Below are 18,214 nucleotides of genomic sequence, written 5' to 3'. Positions count from 1 at the left end.
CACAATAAAATAAAACCCGATACAAGATGGAGTAAATTCAAAAGGAAGTTATGGCGTGACCGATATTTGATCCTGCTTCTCTTACCAGGTGTTTTGTTTTTCTTGATCTATCGCTATATTCCCATGGCTGGACTTTTACTAGCTTTTAAGGATTATAGTCCATTTCGGGGCTTTGCCGACAGTCCTTGGGTAGGGCTTAAGTATTTCCAGCTGATATTTGAGGATAAAGAGGTTGTCCGGGTCATCTGGAATACGTTGCAAATATCGATGCTGCAAATCATCTTCGCATTCCCAATTTCGATCGTACTTGCACTGATGCTGAATGAGTTGCGCAGCCAGCTGCTTAAACGTTTTTTACAGTCTGTTGTTTACATGCCGCATTTCTTATCTTGGGTTGTCGTAGTAGGTATTACGGTCATCTTTTTAAGGAGTGAAGGGTTGATTAATAGCTTTATCGTTAATGTTCTTGGTATGAATGCTTTGCCTTTCTTAACAGATCCAGCTTGGTTTAAACCGCTGATTGTCCTCCAGATTATCTGGAAGGAATCTGGCTGGGGAACGATCATCTTTTTGGCAGCGCTATCAGGGATAAGCCCGCATTTATATGAAGCGGCTGTGATGGATGGGGCGAATCGGTGGAGGCAAATCTGGCACATTACGCTGCCTGCTCTCAAGAGCACGATCATCATCATGCTGATTCTGCGTTTAGGGAATGTAATGGACAGTGGTTTTGAACAAATCTTCCTGATGCTCAATCCCTTCAATATGGAGTCCGGAAACGTCCTCGATACCTTCGTCTATTTTAAAGGGATCCAGCAAGCGAACTATAGCTTTGCGACCGCTGTCGGATTATTCAAAGGCATAATCGGCCTCATACTGGTCGTCATGGCGAACCGATTGGCGAAACGCTTTGGAGAAGAGGGTCTATATTAACGTGCATGGGAGGGGATAGTGATGTATAAAACTTCAGCCGGAGAGAAAGTTTTTGATGGCGTAAATATTATTTTGTTAGTAATCATATCTGCAACAATGATCTTCCCATTCTTTTATATCTTCGCAGTTTCATTTTCAAGTCTCAGCGACTTTCTCGAAAATGATCTGCTTTTATGGCCAAAGGACTGGGTGACCGATGCTTATACCTTCATCCTTGGATCTGACCAATTCATCCGGTCAATCTTCGTCACGATTTACATAACGGTGGTCGGGACGTTCGTCAACCTGGTGTTCACTTCGACCATGGCTTACGGATTGACGAGAGGAGTTTATGGGCAGCGAGCGATTCTTTTCCTGGTACTGTTTACGATGCTGTTTTCAGCAGGGATGATTCCAACCTATATGATTGTAAAAGCGACAGGCTTGCTGAATACATGGTGGGCTTTGATCATTCCTGTTGCCATCAGCCCATTTAATTTAATTATCATGAGGCAGTTTTTTATGGGCATACCGGAAGAACTCAAGGAAGCAGCAATCATTGATGGTGCGAATGATATTCAGATTTTTACGAAGGTGATTTTACCATTATCAAAACCAGCGCTAGCCGCATTTGGGCTCTTCTACGCGGTCGGCCACTGGAATAGTTATTTCACAGGCGTGCTTTACTTGAATGACCCTGCAAAATGGCCGATCCAGGTCATCCTGAGACAAATCGTCATTGTGAACGAGCCAAACGCTGCACTCGGCGCCCATGAAATGATGGAGTCATTACCTCCGCCAGAAACGGTACAAATGGCAGCTATCCTATTAGCGACCATTCCAATATTAATTGTTTATCCATTTCTGCAAAAACATTTTGCTAAAGGAGTGATGCTGGGTTCTGTAAAAGGCTGATGACTTTGGAGGCGTGCTTGCGGAAGTATTTCATTTGAATATAAAAAAGAAGCTGGAGGGGTTAATTTGAGGAGAAAAAATCTTTTAGTCAGTTTTTTGAGTCTTTCTCTTAGCTTGTCGTTAATTGGCTGTACATCGGAAGAAACGAAAAGCGACACCGATAAGAAGGATAAAGATGAAAAAGAAAGTGCCATCGATCCGTTTGACCACAGCAAAAAGTATGAGATTTCCGGGATGACGTTCCGCTTTGGTGATCCGCCGCCAGCAAAAAGCCCTGGTTTGGATATGATCAATGAGAAATTCAATGTTGACTTCAAGCCTGAAATAATACCTCAGGGTGATTATGCGGAAAAATCTTCAGCTATTGTTGCTTCTGGAAGCATGCCAGATTTAGTTGGTTTCCAGGCAAATGACACAAGATTTTATCAGTGGGCAAAGGAAGGCGCATTCCTTCCTTTGGATGATTACCTAAAGCATTACCCGACACTTTCGAAAATACCAGAACACGTTTACGATGCTTTTAAAGTGAACGGTAAAATCTATGGTATTCCACGCTATTCAAATGAATATCCGCTCGTGCCAATCATCCGTAAAGACTGGCTAGATAATCTCGGATTAGAGGTTCCTACAAGCTATGAAGAGCTAGAAGACGTGGCGGTTGCATTTACAAAAAATGACCCTGATAAAAACGGTAAAAATGATACTTATGGCCTTGCTATCGGCGAAAATATCAACCCGAACTTCAATATGGGCGCTTACTGGGATTTTGGTGCCTGGTACCATAAGAATGAGGATGGTGATTTTATTCCAGGCATGATTTCTGAAGGGCGCAAAGATTTGATTGAGTTCTTCGCCAACCTTTATAAAGAGGGTGCGATGACAAAAGATTTTGCTGTTCTGAACTGGGCAGATACAAATAATGAATTTTACTCAGGCAAAGCAGGAATCTTTGTCGGCGGCGTTTCAGGGATGAGCGAAGACTATATGTCAGGATTATTGTCCATCCATCCTGAAGCAAAGTTTGTAGCTCTTCCACCTTTCAAAGCTCCTGATGGTTCTCAAGGTTTCACGATGGGTTCTGGAAACTCAGGAATCCTTGCTCTTAATGCAAAGCTTGCCGATGACGAAGGGGAAATTTACAGAGCACTTGAGATTGTGGATGCAGGGAAAACTTTCTATCCGAGAGAAGAAAGAAATCCTCAAAACCAGGATTTCGACTGGATGTGGGGTAAAGAAGGAACAGGCTATAACATGGAAGGAGACCAGCCAGTCCGTGTGCCAAACTTCTCCTCCGATGGCCTTGCTCCATCTACCTATTTCTTAGATAACAGGGAGCACGTACCTTCTGATGCAAAAATTCGTTACGCAGATGATTATAAGTTAGCGGAAATGAAGGACTTGGTGAATTCCTTACAAGATATGTTCGAATCAAATGAGATGTATATTAACCCTGTAAACGGAGTCATTTCACAGACAGACCAGGAAAAGGGAACAGACCTGATGCAGTTCCTTATGAATGAACAAGCCAAGATGATCGCTGGCCAGAGGCCTGTCTCTGACTGGGATAAATTAGTTGACGAATACCTCCAACGTGGAGGAGCGGCCATCATCAAGGAAACAAACCAAGGAATAAAAGACAAAGGATACGAAGATTTGCAGTGGAAATAAATAAGGAAGGAAGAGAGAGAAAAATTTTCTCTCTCTTTTTATACTAAATGGAAATATAAAGGCGATTGTGGAAAAATAATTGAAACTAACCCATTAGTTTTAATGAATATCTAATTTGCGCTAAACTGGATGGGATTTTTGATAAAACAAAGGAACGGTTTCAAGTGTTACCGTTCCTTCACAGTCTATTGAACTTCTAAATGTTCCTTCAACTCTTTTTGAACTCTTTGTCTTTCTTCTTCCTCTACAATGAGATAATAAATCTTATTGATTTTTGTTCCTGTTCCGTCTAATTGCAGCTGCTGCATGTCTTTGCCTGCATTTTTATAATGTTGTTGGATATCTGTCATTTCTTCGAATGTCATATTTGTTTTGACGTTTTTTCCTAGTGCTTCAAAGATATCATCAAATCTAGTGAGTGAACTGAAGCTGGCACCTTTATTTATAACACCCTGGATGACTTCTCTTTGTCTTTGCTGGCGGCCGAAATCGTTATTCGGGTCTTGCTTTCTCATTCTGACATAGGATAGGGCTTCCTTGCCGTCAAGGGTGATTTCACCTTCAGGGTAGTTATGTCCGCCTGCGGAGAAAGCCAAATTATTGTGAACGTCAACTCCGCCGACGGCATTTACGATGTCTTCGAAGCTTTCCATATTAACCTGAATATAGTAATCTATCGGGATATCAAGGAATTCTTCCACTGTGTCGATGGACATTTCCACTCCGCCAAATGCATAGGCATGATTGATTTTGTCCTCAAAGCCTTTTCCGATAATTTCTGTTCTTGTATCACGTGGAATACTCAACATTTTCGTCGAATTGAGTTCTGGATTAACAGTCAGCACAATCATGGTATCTGATCGTCCCTTATCACCAGGTCTTTCATCAACCCCCAGCATCAGAACAGAAAAAGGCTCCTTGCTTTCAATAGTGACTTTCTGTTCCCTCTTGCTTGATTGATCCCTATCGATTGGCTGGTGCATCGTTTCCACTGCATTTGTGAGGGAAGAGTATACATTATAGATGTAAGCACCAATTGCAATCATCAATAAAAGAAATGCGACACCAGTAATTCGGAGCCATTTTCTTTTTTTCTTTCCTGTATGTTTATCTGCTCTCACGCCTTAACCCCCTGAAAAATAATTACAACTACATACTTCGTAAATGATAGCAGAGCTTTGTCCACTACCCAGGAATTGCTAGTTCTCCAATGGCACGGTTGTTTCTGTACCACCTTCAATAATAATGAAGCTCGTTATATTCTTGGCTTCTTCTTTATCTATCTGGATGACAAATGTCCTCGGTGTTGCATCTGCAGTGCAATTACCGTTTGGGTGAGCAATGGTTATTGTAGTGTTGTCCGCATTAAGTTCTACCTTTTCAATCTCGGATGGACAGCTTCCGGATTCATATACTCCTATAAAGAAAACGCTTTTCTCCTTAAAGTCTAATTCAGGTGCTTGTTTTTTAAATCCATACAAGCTCCAAAAATTTTCAAAGTCTGCTTGGTTATCTGGCATCCTCACTAAATATTGAGAACGCGGCGTTTCTTCTCGTTCAAATGCCAGTTCCTGCATGTTCGCAGGCAAGTTTTTTTCGCTGGTGATTACATCGAAGTTTTGCTGATTGTTTTCTGGGTCATTACTGCAGCCATATACGAATAATAGTGATGAAATTAAAGTGAATAGAAGTGGAAGCTTGATGGTTTTCAATGTACATCACCCTTTCTAAATAAATTAGACGGTAATAAATACTAAAGGTTTCTCATTTTTTAAACACAAAACAGTCTGTTGAAAAAGTATTGAGATTATCATAGGTTAGCAATATTGTCAGTTTCTTTTCTAAAAGCTTGAAAGACATGAGATGTCCTTCTTCCTTCCTAATTGTATGAAAAAGAAACTCGGTAATTGCTACTATTGAGCAGAAAGATAAATTAACTAAATATTCTATCTTTTATTGTTTTTCTCTGATAAAATAAAATTGTGCTCTATTAAGAACGATTTTAAGGGGGATACTATGATTCTTACAAAGAAGTTTGCCAGTGTATTGCTGACGGGGACATTGTTATTAGGCTTACCTGGTGGTGCATTTGCAAAGCCGGAAAAAAAGGTAGTAGATTTAACGGTACTAGGTGATTCTTTGGCTGCAGGACAGACTCCATATCGTGAAATTGGTTCGGGATATGGGGATTTTTTAAAAGCAAGGTTTGAACAATCTCAGTTCAAAGGGGATTTAAATAAACATGGTGTCTCAGGATATGTTTCCAGTCAGTTATTAAAAGATGTGCTGACAAACACGGATGTCATACAATCCATAGAAGATGCGGAAGTCATCGTGCTGGACATTGGGGCAAATGATCTTTTGAAGGAGCTGGGATCGAACGATCTTGTGAAAATCCAGGCAGCCTTGGTAGGAGTGCAGAACAATTTAAACCAAATTTTAAAAACAATAGATGAATTAAATCCAAATGTCGATGTCTACGTAATGGGTTACTATAATCCATTCCCACACTTGCCGGAGAAGCAGCAAGCGTCCTTGATGCCATTGCTTGAGAATTTGAATCAAACGATTGAAAAAGCTTCCGAAGATAACGGTGACACTTTTGTTCCAACGGAAAAAATAATTGCAAAACGTTATCAAGAATACCTTCCTAATCCAGCTGATATACATCTTAGCGAGGAAGGCTATAAAATAGTAGCGAAAGAGTTCTGGAAAGCGATTGATGGTAACCTGAAGTAGTCTGAGTGCCTGGCTTTAGACAGCCAGGCATTTTTTTACATGAATTTTGATCTGTATTTTACTCACTGGTTGTAATTGTTAGGATAATAGGTTTTAAGGTGATAGATAAACGTTCCGTCCGCTTCGACAGTGTAGTCAATGTCCTCTGTTTCAAAAATCCCCATTAATTTAGACCTCTCCAATTCCTTTTTTACATTCAGTTCATTTATATGCTGTGTAAGCTCTCCGTTATAAGGGCTATTTGTCTTTTTAAGTACTTCAAGATAGGTAATGATGAACAGGCGTTTCTCCATAGCCTCCAGGAATGATTGTTTATGGGATTTGAATGCGGAAGGGACCTTTAACTTCTCAGCTTCCAGCAGAAGGACGTTAAGGGAGGTTTTATCTTGCTGTAAAGAGGCTAAGTCAACAGCTGAAGGAAATGGTGTTACGGTTAAATGTTGATTTAAAAGAGCGTCACTTTTCTCGGTATATTCTCGGTGAGCCTCCAGGTAGTTGAAAATTTTGTCGTGTTTATTAACGATCAAGTCATTGTAAATCTTGGTTGGAATAGTAGAAAACATGATGGCAAAAAGGATGATTCCGGCAAAACTGTAGGTCCACCACGGCCTGTTACTTCTCTTTTTTCTATTAACGGGATAATATATGCTTTCCTGTTCAAAATTCAAGCCGTCCCGATTAAGCTTATTCATTTCCTTTTTAAAATGTTTCTGTGCAGGAGTTGCCATCTAAAACATCCTTTGGATAATTTTTCTAAAACTCACCTCTATTTTAATCCTTATAGGGGTATTACTCAATAAGAATTTGTCGAACTTTACCAATCTAACTTGAAGTTTGTCGTATTGATCCAGGAGAAGTATAATATCTTTTTTTGAGGGGGAATTGCAAACCTGGCTTCCAATCTATCAGGAAGATGGCCTTGGGCTTAAGAAGGGCTTCCTAATTCAGTTCCCGCAATGATTATCGCCTGCTCACTTTGGCTAGGCTGGGGTTAAAGAGGTGATCGGGTTGCTGGATTTTCAACTGATATTCGGACTGGATAAGCTCATGCATTTCTTGGGTTTTGCAGGTGTTTCAGTGTTAATAGGAATATTCCTTTTAATAATCTCGGGTCCTGACGGTGTTAAACAACAGCTGAAGATTGTATGGTTATCCTTGGTGACGGTCGGAATCATTGAGGAGTACCGGCAGTTCCTGGACCCTGGAAGAAGCACTGAGTTTTTGGACGCAGTAGCAAATATGGTAGGGGTAAGTGTGGGGATTGGTATTATCTTAGGCCTTTCTTATTTGGTTGCTAATAAGAGGAGAGTTCTTTCAAGTGTGTTTCGTCTATATCCAATGTTCCTGATGATGCTGTTGTTAGGATTGCTATACATAAACGAAAGGCCATTTTTAAAAATGGAAGTGTCTATTCAAGAGCGGGTCAGGAGCCTGGCGGCGTTGATTGGCTTTTAGGAGGTATTGAAAAAGCGGAGGTCTTAGCCCTCCGCTTTTTTCATTCTCTTATAAACTTGGTGAATAGGCAGTTTGCGGGATGTTATCATATTCATCCGCATCCAGCGTCTCTACTGAACCATCAACCACTCCGTTGATAATCCCATATAGTCCGGTTTCGACGGCTTTGACTAGCTGGCCTTTTTTCTTTTGCCCCAAGGAGTGCGATTGGCCTCTTACTTCGAAAAGGACTGTGCCGCTTCCGTTCAAAGCGAAGCTTCCAAGTGCTGTTCCTGGGAGATCCAGGTTTTGTTGATAAAGAGTGATATTGTTGAAAGGTGAGTTTTCACCAAGAGATTGCAGCGCATTATAGGCGGCAAGATTCAGTTGCTTGGAAAACTCGAAATTATAGTTGTCCTTGTACTCAGCGTATTTAGCGCCTTCTTCAGTGCTCGGATCCGGAACAAAGTCTGCTGAAAGAGACATAGTGACAAGGTCGTCGGTTCCTTCAACATAATATTGGCCCTGGTGGTGGAGGTCAATGAAGACATCTACTTTACCGAACTCTGCTTGGAGCTTTTTGTAAACATCGCGCACGGTTTGTGATTCAGGCGTGATGTACCAGCCAGCTTGACTTGATGTGCCAGGGAAATCTTCTGCCTTTGGTACATAATTAAGGTCAGGGTTGAAGTCCCGGTTTACGTCAAACCCAGGACGGCCATTGTAGTCCCTGTCCTGGATGATACGGTTGTTATAGTAATTCCAGGCAGGAGACGCTGCATCTGCAAGCTGAGGGAAATCCTCGACGACCTCTTCCCATGACATATCATTGCCGCGGCGGTCCAGCTCGGATGCATCAGGGTTCATTTTTGGCAAAGTGACGAGAGTGATTTCCTCGCGGATTTTTTGAGCTTCAGGTGAATTGCTAGATCCCAGGTATTGAAGCATGCTAAGCAGCGCCTCTGTTCCAGTGCTCTCATTGCCATGGATCTCGCTTTCAATCAGGACAACTTTTTCGCCAGTCCCGACTCTTGCCTGGTAAATATCCCTTCCCTGGTTTGATTGGCCGACAACCTCCAAAGCGACTTTTCCCTGGCTATTCGCTTCGATTTGCTGCAGTCTTTTGACCATTTCAGCATAATCGGTAAATCCATTGACTGAATAAACCTGATTTTCGTTGTAGAGTTTCCCATTTGGCGAGTTGGTTGCCAGTGTTGGCGTAGCAAGGGCAGTGCATAATGCCAAAACACTTAGTCCGGTGATTACTTTGTTCTTCTTCATCGACACATCGCTCCTTTAACTAGTAAAAGTAATTTCCTAGCTATTTTAATAGGGTTAATAGAGAATTGGTGCTGTAATTTGTCGAATATTTCGATTTACGAAATAAATGAGAGAAAGGGACTAGAGTGCCTTGGAAGATTAGTAGTTTTGATTTAGAAACAATAGAGTAGAGGGGTATATCCATTTTCCTGAATTCTTGGGGTAGAGCAACAAACTTGCTTCACCGCATCACCGCACCGGGGGTCTGACCCCCGGTGCGGTGATGCGGTGAAGTGTTGGATTTAACTTAGTCAACCGGATAGACAAAAAAAATAGTGGTTGTTAAGATTAGGGTGGTTAACTATAATTTGAAACCCTCATCTCTTTTTTATAAGCTCCGCAACAATTTCTTAATCCTGAACTGATAGGAGGAAAGCTAATGAAAAAAATCCAATGGGGAATTTTAAGTACGGCGAATATTGCTCAAACACAAGTCATTCCTGCGATTCAAAGGTCGGCTATGGCAGAGGTTGCGGCGATTGCCAGTTCTAGCGGCAAAGCGGCAGAGGTGGCCGCGAAGCTGAATTTTCCAAGAGTATATGATACATATGAAGAGCTTCTGCTAGACCCAAGCATCGATGCTGTCTATATTCCTCTGCCTAACAGTCTCCATCGAAAATGGGTCCTCAAAGCAGCCAAACATGGGAAGCACATTCTATGTGAAAAACCGGCAGCTTTAACAGCTGAGGAAGTGATTGAAATGGACAGGTACTGCAAGGAGCAAAATGTCTTATTCATGGAAGCTTTTATGTATCAATTTCATCCTCAGCATGAGCGTGTTAAGGAGATCATCGCGTCTGGAGAAATTGGTGAGGTCAAACTGATGCGAAGCAGCTTCTCCTATTACATGGAGGACGGTGATACGAATATTCGCATGGATAAAAGCTTGGGCGGGGGCAGTATTTATGATGTGGGCAGCTATTGCATCCATAGCATGCGGTTTATTTTAGGAGCTGATCCTGTGAAAGTCCATGCACATGGTAAACTCGATCCGGAGACAGGTGTAGATGTTTCGGCGGTGGCCTATCTGGAATTTGACCATGGTATTCAGGGTGTTTTTGATTGCAGTTTTGAAGCAAGCTTCAGACATGAGTATGAGGTAGTGGGCACGAAGGGGAGGATTCTGGTACCCAGAGCTTTCCGTCCGGATGTAGAGGGTGGTGTTGGGTTGGTTATAGTTGAATCTGACGGCCAGCAAAGAACTGAACAGGTTGATGGAGATATCTATTTATACGAGATAGATCATCTTTCCGAAACGATTCTTGAAAAGAAACCCCTGATCTATTCAGCAGAAAAGACCATTGCAAATATGCGTGTCATTGATGCTTGTTATTCATCTTTAAAAAAGAAAGAGGAAGTAAGTATATAAGATCGGATAGCCAGGCAAAAACGAGAAATATCTTTCAATTTTTGGATAGGAAAACCGTCCCTGTGTCCCCTCGTAAATTAAGTTAGTTTAATCGGTATACAAAGTAGATGAACTTCGTTTATAATTTGAGTAGATCATAATATGAACATGGAGGTTATCAGTGTGAAAAACTCTAAGCAGAATGAACCTTTAGTTACGCATATTTTTACGGCAGATCCTTCCGCGCATGTTTTTGAAGGGAAGCTTTATATTTATCCTTCGCATGACCTTGATCATGATGAGCCTTCTAATGATAATGGGGACCAGTATAAAATGGAGGATTACCACGTCCTTTCGATGGAAGATGCGGATGCTCCATGTATTGACCATGGAGAAGTGCTTCATCTAAGAGATATCCCTTGGGCAAGCAAGCAGCTATGGGCTCCAGATGCTGCTTATAAAAACAACACATATTATTTATTTTTCCCGGCGCGAGACCAAGAGGGGATTTTCAGAATTGGTGTGGCGACGAGTGAAAGTCCTGCAGGGCCTTTCAAACCTGAGCCGAATTATATTCCTGGCAGCTTCAGCATTGACCCGGCGGTGTTTGTGGATGAAGATGACAAAGCTTATGTTTATTTTGGCGGCCTATGGGGAGGGCAGCTTGAAAAGTGGCAGACAGGAGAGTTCATTGCTGATGCTGAGGGTCCAGCGCCGACAGCACCTGCTTTGGGGCCAATCGTTGCTGAGTTGACGGATGATATGCTGAACTTCAAAGGCGAGCCGCAGGAAATCTCCATTGTCGACGAAGATGGCAATCCGATTCTCGCAGGTGATGAGGACCGAAGATATTTTGAGGGACCATGGATCCATAAGTACAACGGTCTTTACTATCTTTCTTATTCTACCGGCACGACTCATAAAATTGTTTACGCTGTCAGCGAGAATCCACAAGGGCCTTTTGTATATAAAGGCACGATCCTTACACCTGTCAGCGGCTGGACAACTCACCATTCAATTGTTGAATTCAAAGATAAGTGGTATTTGTTCTATCATGACTGCTCGATGTCTGGCGGAGTAAACCATAAACGTTCTGTTAAATTCACGGAACTAAAATATAATGAAGATGGAACGATCCAGACGATCGACCCTTATGCTGACCGATAAACTTGTACAGAGAAACCCCCGATTCAGAGGCTGAATCGGGGGTTGTTTTATGCTTCTCCAGCTTTTATAAAATGGTCAACGACAAAAGCAGAAACACCCAGGGCAGTTGAATATTTTCCAAGCTTTGAAAACTGTAATTGCATCTCCTTTTGATGGTAGGCAAGTGTGTGATTTTCAATCGTCGTAAGGATTGGCTCCTCAATCCACTCTCTGATCAATGCCAACCGGTTTCCAATAATCACCTGGTCGGGATTGAAGGTATTAATGATGTTATTAATCCCGAACCCTAAGTACTGTCCAATCTTTTCAAAAAGCTCGATTGCTGATTTCTCTCCGTTTTTAGCATGCTCAATCAAGGACTCCAATGAGTCAATATTTTCTCCGGCCATTTCCAGAAGGGCGTTTTCAGAGGCGTAGGCTTCCCAGCACCCTCTGCTGCCGCAATTACAGCGTTTTCCGTTCAATTCAATAATCATATGGCCCATTTCGCCCGAAAATCCGCTTTTCCCCTGGTACAGCTCTGTGTTTAAAATAATTCCTACGCCAATACCGATTCCGGCACTGACATAAAGGATGTTTTGATAGTCCTGGCCTGCGCCAAATTGCTGCTCGCCTACAGCTCCGGCATTTGCTTCATTTTCGATGATGATTGGCACGTTAAAGATTCTTTCCAGGTCCTCTTTTAATTGAATGTTAGTCCATCCTAAATTTGGAGCAAGCAAGACTGATCCCTCTTTGTTCACAATTCCAGGGACACCTACTCCAATTCCGACAATGCCATATCTGCTGTTAGGCATCTCATCCATCAGGGATTGAATCATGGTTTGGACAGTGCTGATAATGGAAGAATAGGAGGTCCGGTTCACATTTTGGCTTTTCTCAACGATAATCTTCCCTTTTAAATCGGTTAACACTGCAAGGACATAGTTAACGCCGATATCAACACCGATGGCGTAGCCAGTATTCCTGTTGAAATGGAGGATGACCGGTCGCCGGCCACCGCTTGAGATCCCCGGTCCGGATTCGTAAATCAGTTCATCCTCTAGTAATTCAGTGACTAAAGAAGAAACAGTCGTCTTATTCAAACCTGTTACATTGGCAATATCAGCTCTGGATATCGTCTCTTTTTCAATGATCAAACTCAGGACAAGTGCTTTGTTATTTTTCTTTACAACATGCTGATTCCACGTTAAGGTTCCCACTTATTTATAGCTCCTTATTCAATAATAATTTTATCTTATCACAATCTTAGTTTGCCAAACATACAAACTTCGGAGAGCAGGCTAAAAAATATGGCTGATCAAACCTGAGGTTATATATGATGTCTGGGTTATTACAGAGCTTCTTCTAAATTATATCGCAAAAATTCTTCCTGTAATCTTAGTTTATCAGATAGACAAACTAAGTTAGCGATGCTATAATTTGATTTGTAACAGGATAAAAGATATTTGATAAAACAAATTTTTGTAAGCATTTACATGAATGATTTTTAAACACAAATCAGGGAGGAATTAAGGCATGGCTTATTTTGAATCAGTGAACAAAATCCAATTTGAAGGTCCACGCTCCAACAACCCTTTTGCATTTAAATATTATAATCCGGAAGAAAGAATCAATGGAAAAACAATGGAGGAACTTCTTCGTTTTTCAGTTGCTTACTGGCATACATTCACAGCTGATGGCACAGATCCATTTGGTGTTGGAACTGCAATCCGTTCATGGGACCGCTTCGATGGTATGGACTTGGCAAAAGCACGTGTTGAGGCTGCATTTGAACTTTTTGAAAAATTGAATGTTCCTTTCTTTGCTTTTCACGATGTCGACATCGCTCCTGAGGGCAGCACTTTAAAAGAATCAAACGAAAACCAGGACGCAATTGTTTCGATGATTAAAGATTATATGAAAACTAGCAAGACAAAATTGCTCTGGAACACGGCTAATATGTTCACGAATCCGAGATATACTCATGGTGCTGCGACTGCTCCGAATGCTGATGTTTTTGCATATTCTGCAGCGAAGGTGAAAAAAGGCCTTGAAGTAGCGAAAGAACTTGGAGCACAAAACTATGTATTCTGGGGCGGCCGTGAAGGCTATGAAACACTGCTGAATACGGACATGAAGCTTGAGCAGGACAACCTGGCACGTTTCTTCCATATGGCAGTCGATTATGCAAAAGAGATCGGCTTGAATGTACCATTCCTGATTGAACCAAAACCAAAAGAGCCTACTAAACACCAATACGACTTTGATGTTGCTACTGGTCTAGGATTCTTGCAAAAATATGATCTGACAGACTACTTCAAGTTCAATATTGAAGCGAACCACGCAACACTTGCCGGCCACACATTTGAGCACGAACTAAGAACGGCACGCATCAATGGTATGCTTGGTTCAGTGGATGCGAACCAGGGTGATACACTGCTAGGCTGGGATACAGATGAATTCCCAACAGATTTGTATACTAATACACTGGCAATGTATGAAATTCTGAAAAATGGCGGCTTGGGAAGCGGCGGCTTGAACTTCGATGCTAAAGTTAGAAGAGGTTCTTTTGAGCCGGAAGATCTTTTCCACGCACACATTGCAGGAATGGATGCATTTGCAATCGGCCTGAAAGTAGCAAACAAATTAATCGAAGATAAGGTTCTTGATAGTTTCATTGAAGAACGCTACAGCAGCTATACAACTGGTATCGGCCTGAAAATCGCAGAAGGTAAAACAAACTTCCGTGAACTTGAAGAATATGCTCTTCAGTTAACCGAGATTAAAAACCAGTCTGGCAGAACAGAACGTTTAAAAGCAGTGATCAATCAATACCTTCTGGAAACACTTTAAATCGTAAAAGTATAATTTAAACATAAGCATTGGGGTTGTCTAAATAACGAAGTGGTAAATCCTCGCAGTGAGGACCAGCCCTGTTAGACAGCCCCATTTCTATAGAATAGGAGGATCTCGATGAAATACGTCATCGGTGTGGACCTTGGTACAAGTGCCGTTAAAATACTGCTGGTTAACCAAAATGGAGAAGTGTGTAAGGAAGTTTCTAAATCTTACCCACTTATCATTGAGAAGTCAGGTTACAGTGAACAAAACCCTGAAGAATGGGTTGAAAAAACCACTGAGGGTCTTGCTGAACTATTAGGGCAATTTGATGGTGATGCCGCTGATATTGAAGGCATCAGTTTTTCCGGGCAAATGCACGGGCTTGTTTTATTGGACGAAAACCATCAGGTATTAAGGAATGCGATTTTATGGAATGATACAAGAACAACGCAGCAATGTGAGGAGATTTACAGTGTTGTTGGCAAGGAGAGGCTGATAGAGGTAACGAAGAATCCTGCATTGGAAGGATTCACCTTGCCAAAGATCCTCTGGGTAAAAGAAAATGAGCCGCAAGTATTTGAACGTGCCAACACTTTTTTGTTGCCTAAGGATTATTTGCGCTATCGTATTACCGGGGAGATTCAGATGGAATACTCGGATGCAGCCGGGACTTTGTTGTTGAACGTGGCTGAGCGTCAATGGAGCCAGGAAATCCTCGAGGCATTTGGTCTCTCTCCTGAGTTCTGTCCGCCATTGGTGGAATCCCATGAATTCGTTGGCACCATTTCACCTGAATTTGCGAAGGCAACCCGATTAACGGAAGGAACAAAAGTGTTCGCTGGCGGTGCAGACAATGCATGTGGTGCGATTGGCTCCGGGATTTTATCGGAAGGAAAAAGCTTATGCAGCATTGGAACCTCTGGTGTTGTTCTATCTTATGAAGAAAGAAATGACCTCGATTTTGCCGGAAAGGTTCATTATTTTAACCATGGTGAAGAGAATGCTTATTACACGATGGGCGTAACGCTGGCAGCAGGTTACAGTTTAAGCTGGTTTAAGGATACCTTTGCGAAACAGGAGGCTTTTGACCAGTTCTTAGAAGGAGTGAGTGAAGTGCCAGCCGGCAGCAACGGGCTGTTGTTTACTCCTTATATCGTCGGGGAGAGAACGCCGCATGCTGATTCAGCCATTCGCGGCAGCTTTATTAGCATCGATGCTTCACACGAGCGCAAGCACTTTGCACGGGCAGTGCTAGAGGGAATCACATTCTCCCTGAATGAATCCATTGAAATTTTTAGAAGCAGCGGAAAGACCATTGATTCTATCATCTCCATCGGCGGCGGAGCCAAAAATGAGACATGGCTGCAAATGCAGGCAGACATTTTCAATGCGAAAATTGAAAAGCTGGCTAGTGAACAGGGACCTGGAATGGGAGCGGCGATGCTTGCTGCATATGGCTGCGGCTGGTTCCCATCACTGAAGGATTGCGCAAAAGCATTCATTCAAGTGTCTAAAACCTATGAGCCAATTCCTGAAAATGTTGAACAATATAAGAAGCTCTTTTCCATCTATCAGGATGTATACACACAGACTAGAACGCTTAATGACCAGTTAAAAGAATTCAGGAGATAAATTTGAATCCCACTTCATGTGGGGCTTTCTTTTAAAAGAGAGGAGGATCTGCATGGAAGTATTGAAAGAGAAATTTGGCCAGATTGGCAGCCAGCCTGTGCATTCCTTTACTTTGAGAAATGACCATGGCATGGAAGTGACGGCCATTAATTACGGCTGTATTATCACGAAAATGATTGTTCCCGATCGAGATGGGAAATTTGAAAATATTGTTCTCGGCCATGACTCACTTGATGATTATTTGAACGACCCTTACTTCCTCGGTGCTGTTGTCGGAAGGGTGGCAGGACGACTCAAAGGCGGCAGTTTTGAACTGGATGGTAAGAATTTTACTCTGGCCCAAAACGATAACACCAACCATCTCCATGGCGGATTGAAAGGTTTTGACAAGGTGGTATGGGATGCAAAAGTCATTGACGACGGTGTTCTGTTTTCCTATTTAAGCAGGGACGGCGAGGAAGGCTATCCTGGAAATTTATACATAGAAGTAACTTATAGACTGAACAACGACAATGAATTATCGATCCAGTACCGGGCGCAAACGGATCAAAAAACGCTGCTTACTGTCACCAACCACTCTTATTTTAACTTGAGCGGCAACTTGAAACGGGATGTTTTAAATCATACCTTACAACTGAAAAGTTCGCGTTTACTTGAGCTGGATGAGGAGTTCCTGCCGACCGGCAGTATATTGGATGTCAAAGATACGCCATTTGATTTTACAAAAGGTGGTACTGTAAAAAGTGGCGCTGAATCGGATCAAGCACAAAATGTTCTCGTAGGACATGGATATGACCATCCATTTATATTAGATGCGAATCACGATCATGAAATTGTTCTGAAGGACCTTGAAAGCGGACGCACCCTGACGGTTGAAACAGATCAACCTGCTGTTGTCGTGTACTCAGGTAATTCTCTAAAGGCGGAAGGGGAATTCAGGGGTGTTCCATGCAGAAAATATTTGGGAATCTGTCTGGAAACACAAGCCTTTCCTGATAGCATTCATCACCCACATTTTCCATCGATGATTCTGGACAAAGGGGAGATGTACTCGTCTATCACAAAGTATAAATTTGGATTGGAATAAGGAGATGATGAAATGAATTACCGTGAATTAGGAAATACCGGGATCAAGATCAGTGAAGTGAGCTTTGGGACATGGGCAATAGGCGGGTCATGGGGCAAGACTAATGATGAAGAAGCATTAAGATCTCTGGAGTACGCGATTGACCAGGGTGTCAATTTTTTCGATACTGCCGATGTTTATGGTGACGGCCATAGTGAAGAGTTGTTAGCGAAGGCCACCAAAGGCAAGGAAGACCAGATTCATATCGCAACAAAGTTCTGCCGCCAGGGTGATATATTTGATCCGAAGAATTACAGCTATGAAACAGTCAGGTCTTATTGTGAAGATAGTCTTCGCCGTTTGAACAGGGAAGCGATTGATTTGTATCAAATCCATTGCCCGGCTACTGAGATTTTGAAGGATGGAAGTGTGTTTGAAGTGCTCGACCGTCTCCAAGCAGAAGGGAAAATCCGTCACTATGGAGTCAGTGTCGAAACGGTGGAAGAAGGGCTGATCAGCCTCGAAAACCCAAATGTAAAAAGCCTGCAAATCATTTTTAATATGTTCCGCCAGAAGCCGCTGGAAACATTAATCCCTCAAGCCTATCAAAAAGGAGTAGGACTGCTGGTAAGACTGCCGCTTGCAAGCGGGCTGCTGACTGGTAAATTTACGTCAGGGCATGTGTTTGAAGAGGATGACCACCGCCGCTTCAATGAAAATGGAGAGGCATTTAATGTCGGAGAAACATTTGCCGGCCTTGGGTTCAAGAAGGGTGTTGAACTGGCCGACCAGCTAAAGTGGATTGTGGAAGGACGCCAATCGATGGCGAGCGCAGCACTGCGCTGGATTCTCGACCAAAATGAGATTACCTGCATCATACCTGGATTTAAAAACATTGATCAAGTAAAGGATAACCTTGGAACATTGGAAACAAAGCCATTCACTGAAGAAGAACTGCAGACAATTCAGCGTTTTTATCAGGAGAATGTAAAGGAATTTATCAGAGGGCCATACTGATCGAAATTTTTAAGTATGAAATCATCAGAGCACCCAGTCGAACGGTACCCTTATGTGGAGGAAAAGTGCTGCATAAGTATCTTGATGAGTGTGAACGGTACCCTTATGTAAAGGAAAAGTGTCACATAAGGGTATCTAAGAGTCCGAACAATATCCTTCTAGATGAATCAAAG

At 42.3% G+C, this 18,214-nt stretch carries 16 protein-coding genes; 11 read left to right on the top strand and 5 right to left on the bottom strand.

Annotated features, from left to right (window positions below; all coding sequences use genetic code 11):
• Positions 1-9: 9 nt before the first annotated feature.
• The 3 genes from FOF60_RS22335 to FOF60_RS22325 all read left to right on the top strand — a co-directional run bounded on the left by FOF60_RS22335 (position 10) and on the right by FOF60_RS22325 (position 3,495).
• A complete protein-coding gene (locus FOF60_RS22335) occupies positions 10-933 on the top strand; it encodes an ABC transporter permease (RefSeq protein WP_192471058.1) in 924 nt (307 codons plus the stop codon).
• Between the two features lie 21 nt (positions 934-954).
• Positions 955-1,827: a carbohydrate ABC transporter permease gene (locus tag FOF60_RS22330; protein ID WP_192471008.1), complete on the top strand. Its 873-nt coding sequence runs from the start codon at positions 955-957 to the stop codon at positions 1,825-1,827.
• A gap of 66 nt (positions 1,828-1,893) precedes the next feature.
• Positions 1,894-3,495 (top strand): extracellular solute-binding protein, encoded by a 1,602-nt coding sequence (locus tag FOF60_RS22325; protein WP_225649980.1) that lies wholly within the window; start codon positions 1,894-1,896, stop codon positions 3,493-3,495.
• A 185-nt stretch (positions 3,496-3,680) separates the two neighbouring features.
• Here FOF60_RS22325 and FOF60_RS22320 read toward each other — a convergent pair whose 3' ends face one another.
• Both FOF60_RS22320 and FOF60_RS22315 read right to left on the bottom strand, forming a co-directional pair.
• Positions 3,681-4,616, bottom strand: coding sequence for a polyisoprenyl-teichoic acid--peptidoglycan teichoic acid transferase TagU (locus FOF60_RS22320; RefSeq protein ID WP_192471009.1), 936 nt, complete (start codon positions 4,614-4,616; stop codon positions 3,681-3,683).
• A 78-nt stretch (positions 4,617-4,694) separates the two neighbouring features.
• The gene (locus FOF60_RS22315; protein WP_192471010.1) at positions 4,695-5,207 is read right to left on the bottom strand and encodes a hypothetical protein; all 513 of its coding nucleotides are present in this window, start codon (positions 5,205-5,207) and stop codon (positions 4,695-4,697) included.
• 304 nt (positions 5,208-5,511) lie between these two features.
• On the opposite strand from FOF60_RS22315, the gene FOF60_RS22310 reads away from it, so the two are divergent.
• Complete coding sequence (locus FOF60_RS22310) at positions 5,512-6,234, top strand: GDSL-type esterase/lipase family protein (RefSeq protein ID WP_192471011.1); 723 nt, start codon at positions 5,512-5,514, stop codon at positions 6,232-6,234.
• Between the two features lie 62 nt (positions 6,235-6,296).
• On the opposite strand, the gene FOF60_RS22305 is transcribed toward FOF60_RS22310, so the two are convergent.
• Positions 6,297-6,962 (bottom strand): hypothetical protein, encoded by a 666-nt coding sequence (locus FOF60_RS22305; RefSeq protein ID WP_192471012.1) that lies wholly within the window; start codon positions 6,960-6,962, stop codon positions 6,297-6,299.
• Between the two features lie 280 nt (positions 6,963-7,242).
• On the opposite strand from FOF60_RS22305, the gene FOF60_RS22300 reads away from it, so the two are divergent.
• On the top strand, positions 7,243-7,689 hold the full coding sequence (locus FOF60_RS22300) for a VanZ family protein (RefSeq protein ID WP_225649993.1): 447 nt from the start codon (positions 7,243-7,245) through the stop codon (positions 7,687-7,689).
• A gap of 48 nt (positions 7,690-7,737) precedes the next feature.
• Here FOF60_RS22300 and FOF60_RS22295 read toward each other — a convergent pair whose 3' ends face one another.
• Positions 7,738-8,949, bottom strand: a complete 1,212-nt coding sequence (locus FOF60_RS22295) for a M14 family zinc carboxypeptidase (RefSeq protein WP_192471014.1) — start codon at positions 8,947-8,949, stop codon at positions 7,738-7,740.
• A 418-nt stretch (positions 8,950-9,367) separates the two neighbouring features.
• Here FOF60_RS22295 and FOF60_RS22290 point away from each other — a divergent pair, with 418 nt between their 5' ends.
• The gene (locus FOF60_RS22290) at positions 9,368-10,357 is read left to right on the top strand and encodes a Gfo/Idh/MocA family protein (RefSeq protein WP_192471015.1); all 990 of its coding nucleotides are present in this window, start codon (positions 9,368-9,370) and stop codon (positions 10,355-10,357) included.
• Positions 10,358-10,519: 162 nt separating this feature from the next.
• Entirely contained in the window at positions 10,520-11,503 is a 984-nt protein-coding gene (locus FOF60_RS22285) for a glycoside hydrolase family 43 protein (protein WP_264647611.1), read from the top strand.
• Positions 11,504-11,550: 47 nt separating this feature from the next.
• On the opposite strand, the gene FOF60_RS22280 is transcribed toward FOF60_RS22285, so the two are convergent.
• The gene (locus tag FOF60_RS22280; RefSeq protein WP_192471016.1) at positions 11,551-12,705 is read right to left on the bottom strand and encodes an ROK family transcriptional regulator; all 1,155 of its coding nucleotides are present in this window, start codon (positions 12,703-12,705) and stop codon (positions 11,551-11,553) included.
• A gap of 316 nt (positions 12,706-13,021) precedes the next feature.
• Between FOF60_RS22280 and xylA the strand changes: the two genes are divergently transcribed.
• From xylA to FOF60_RS22260, 4 genes are all read left to right on the top strand, one after another.
• Positions 13,022-14,338 carry a xylose isomerase gene (xylA, locus tag FOF60_RS22275; protein ID WP_192471017.1) on the top strand — a complete coding sequence of 439 codons (1,317 nt, stop codon included), beginning with the start codon at positions 13,022-13,024 and terminating at the stop codon, positions 14,336-14,338.
• Between the two features lie 120 nt (positions 14,339-14,458).
• A complete protein-coding gene (gene xylB / locus FOF60_RS22270; protein WP_192471018.1) occupies positions 14,459-15,958 on the top strand; it encodes a xylulokinase in 1,500 nt (499 codons plus the stop codon).
• 52 nt (positions 15,959-16,010) lie between these two features.
• Positions 16,011-17,045, top strand: a complete 1,035-nt coding sequence (locus FOF60_RS22265) for an aldose epimerase family protein (protein ID WP_192471019.1) — start codon at positions 16,011-16,013, stop codon at positions 17,043-17,045.
• A gap of 12 nt (positions 17,046-17,057) precedes the next feature.
• Positions 17,058-18,041, top strand: coding sequence for an aldo/keto reductase (locus FOF60_RS22260; protein WP_192471020.1), 984 nt, complete (start codon positions 17,058-17,060; stop codon positions 18,039-18,041).
• Positions 18,042-18,214: the final 173 nt, after the last annotated feature.

Origin of the sequence: Mesobacillus jeotgali, from assembly GCF_014856545.2 — a bacterium.
GTDB lineage: Bacteria > Bacillota > Bacilli > Bacillales > Cytobacillaceae > Mesobacillus.
The sequence above is the reverse complement of the archived record's forward strand: the minus strand, read 5'-3'. Positions and strand labels throughout refer to the sequence as shown.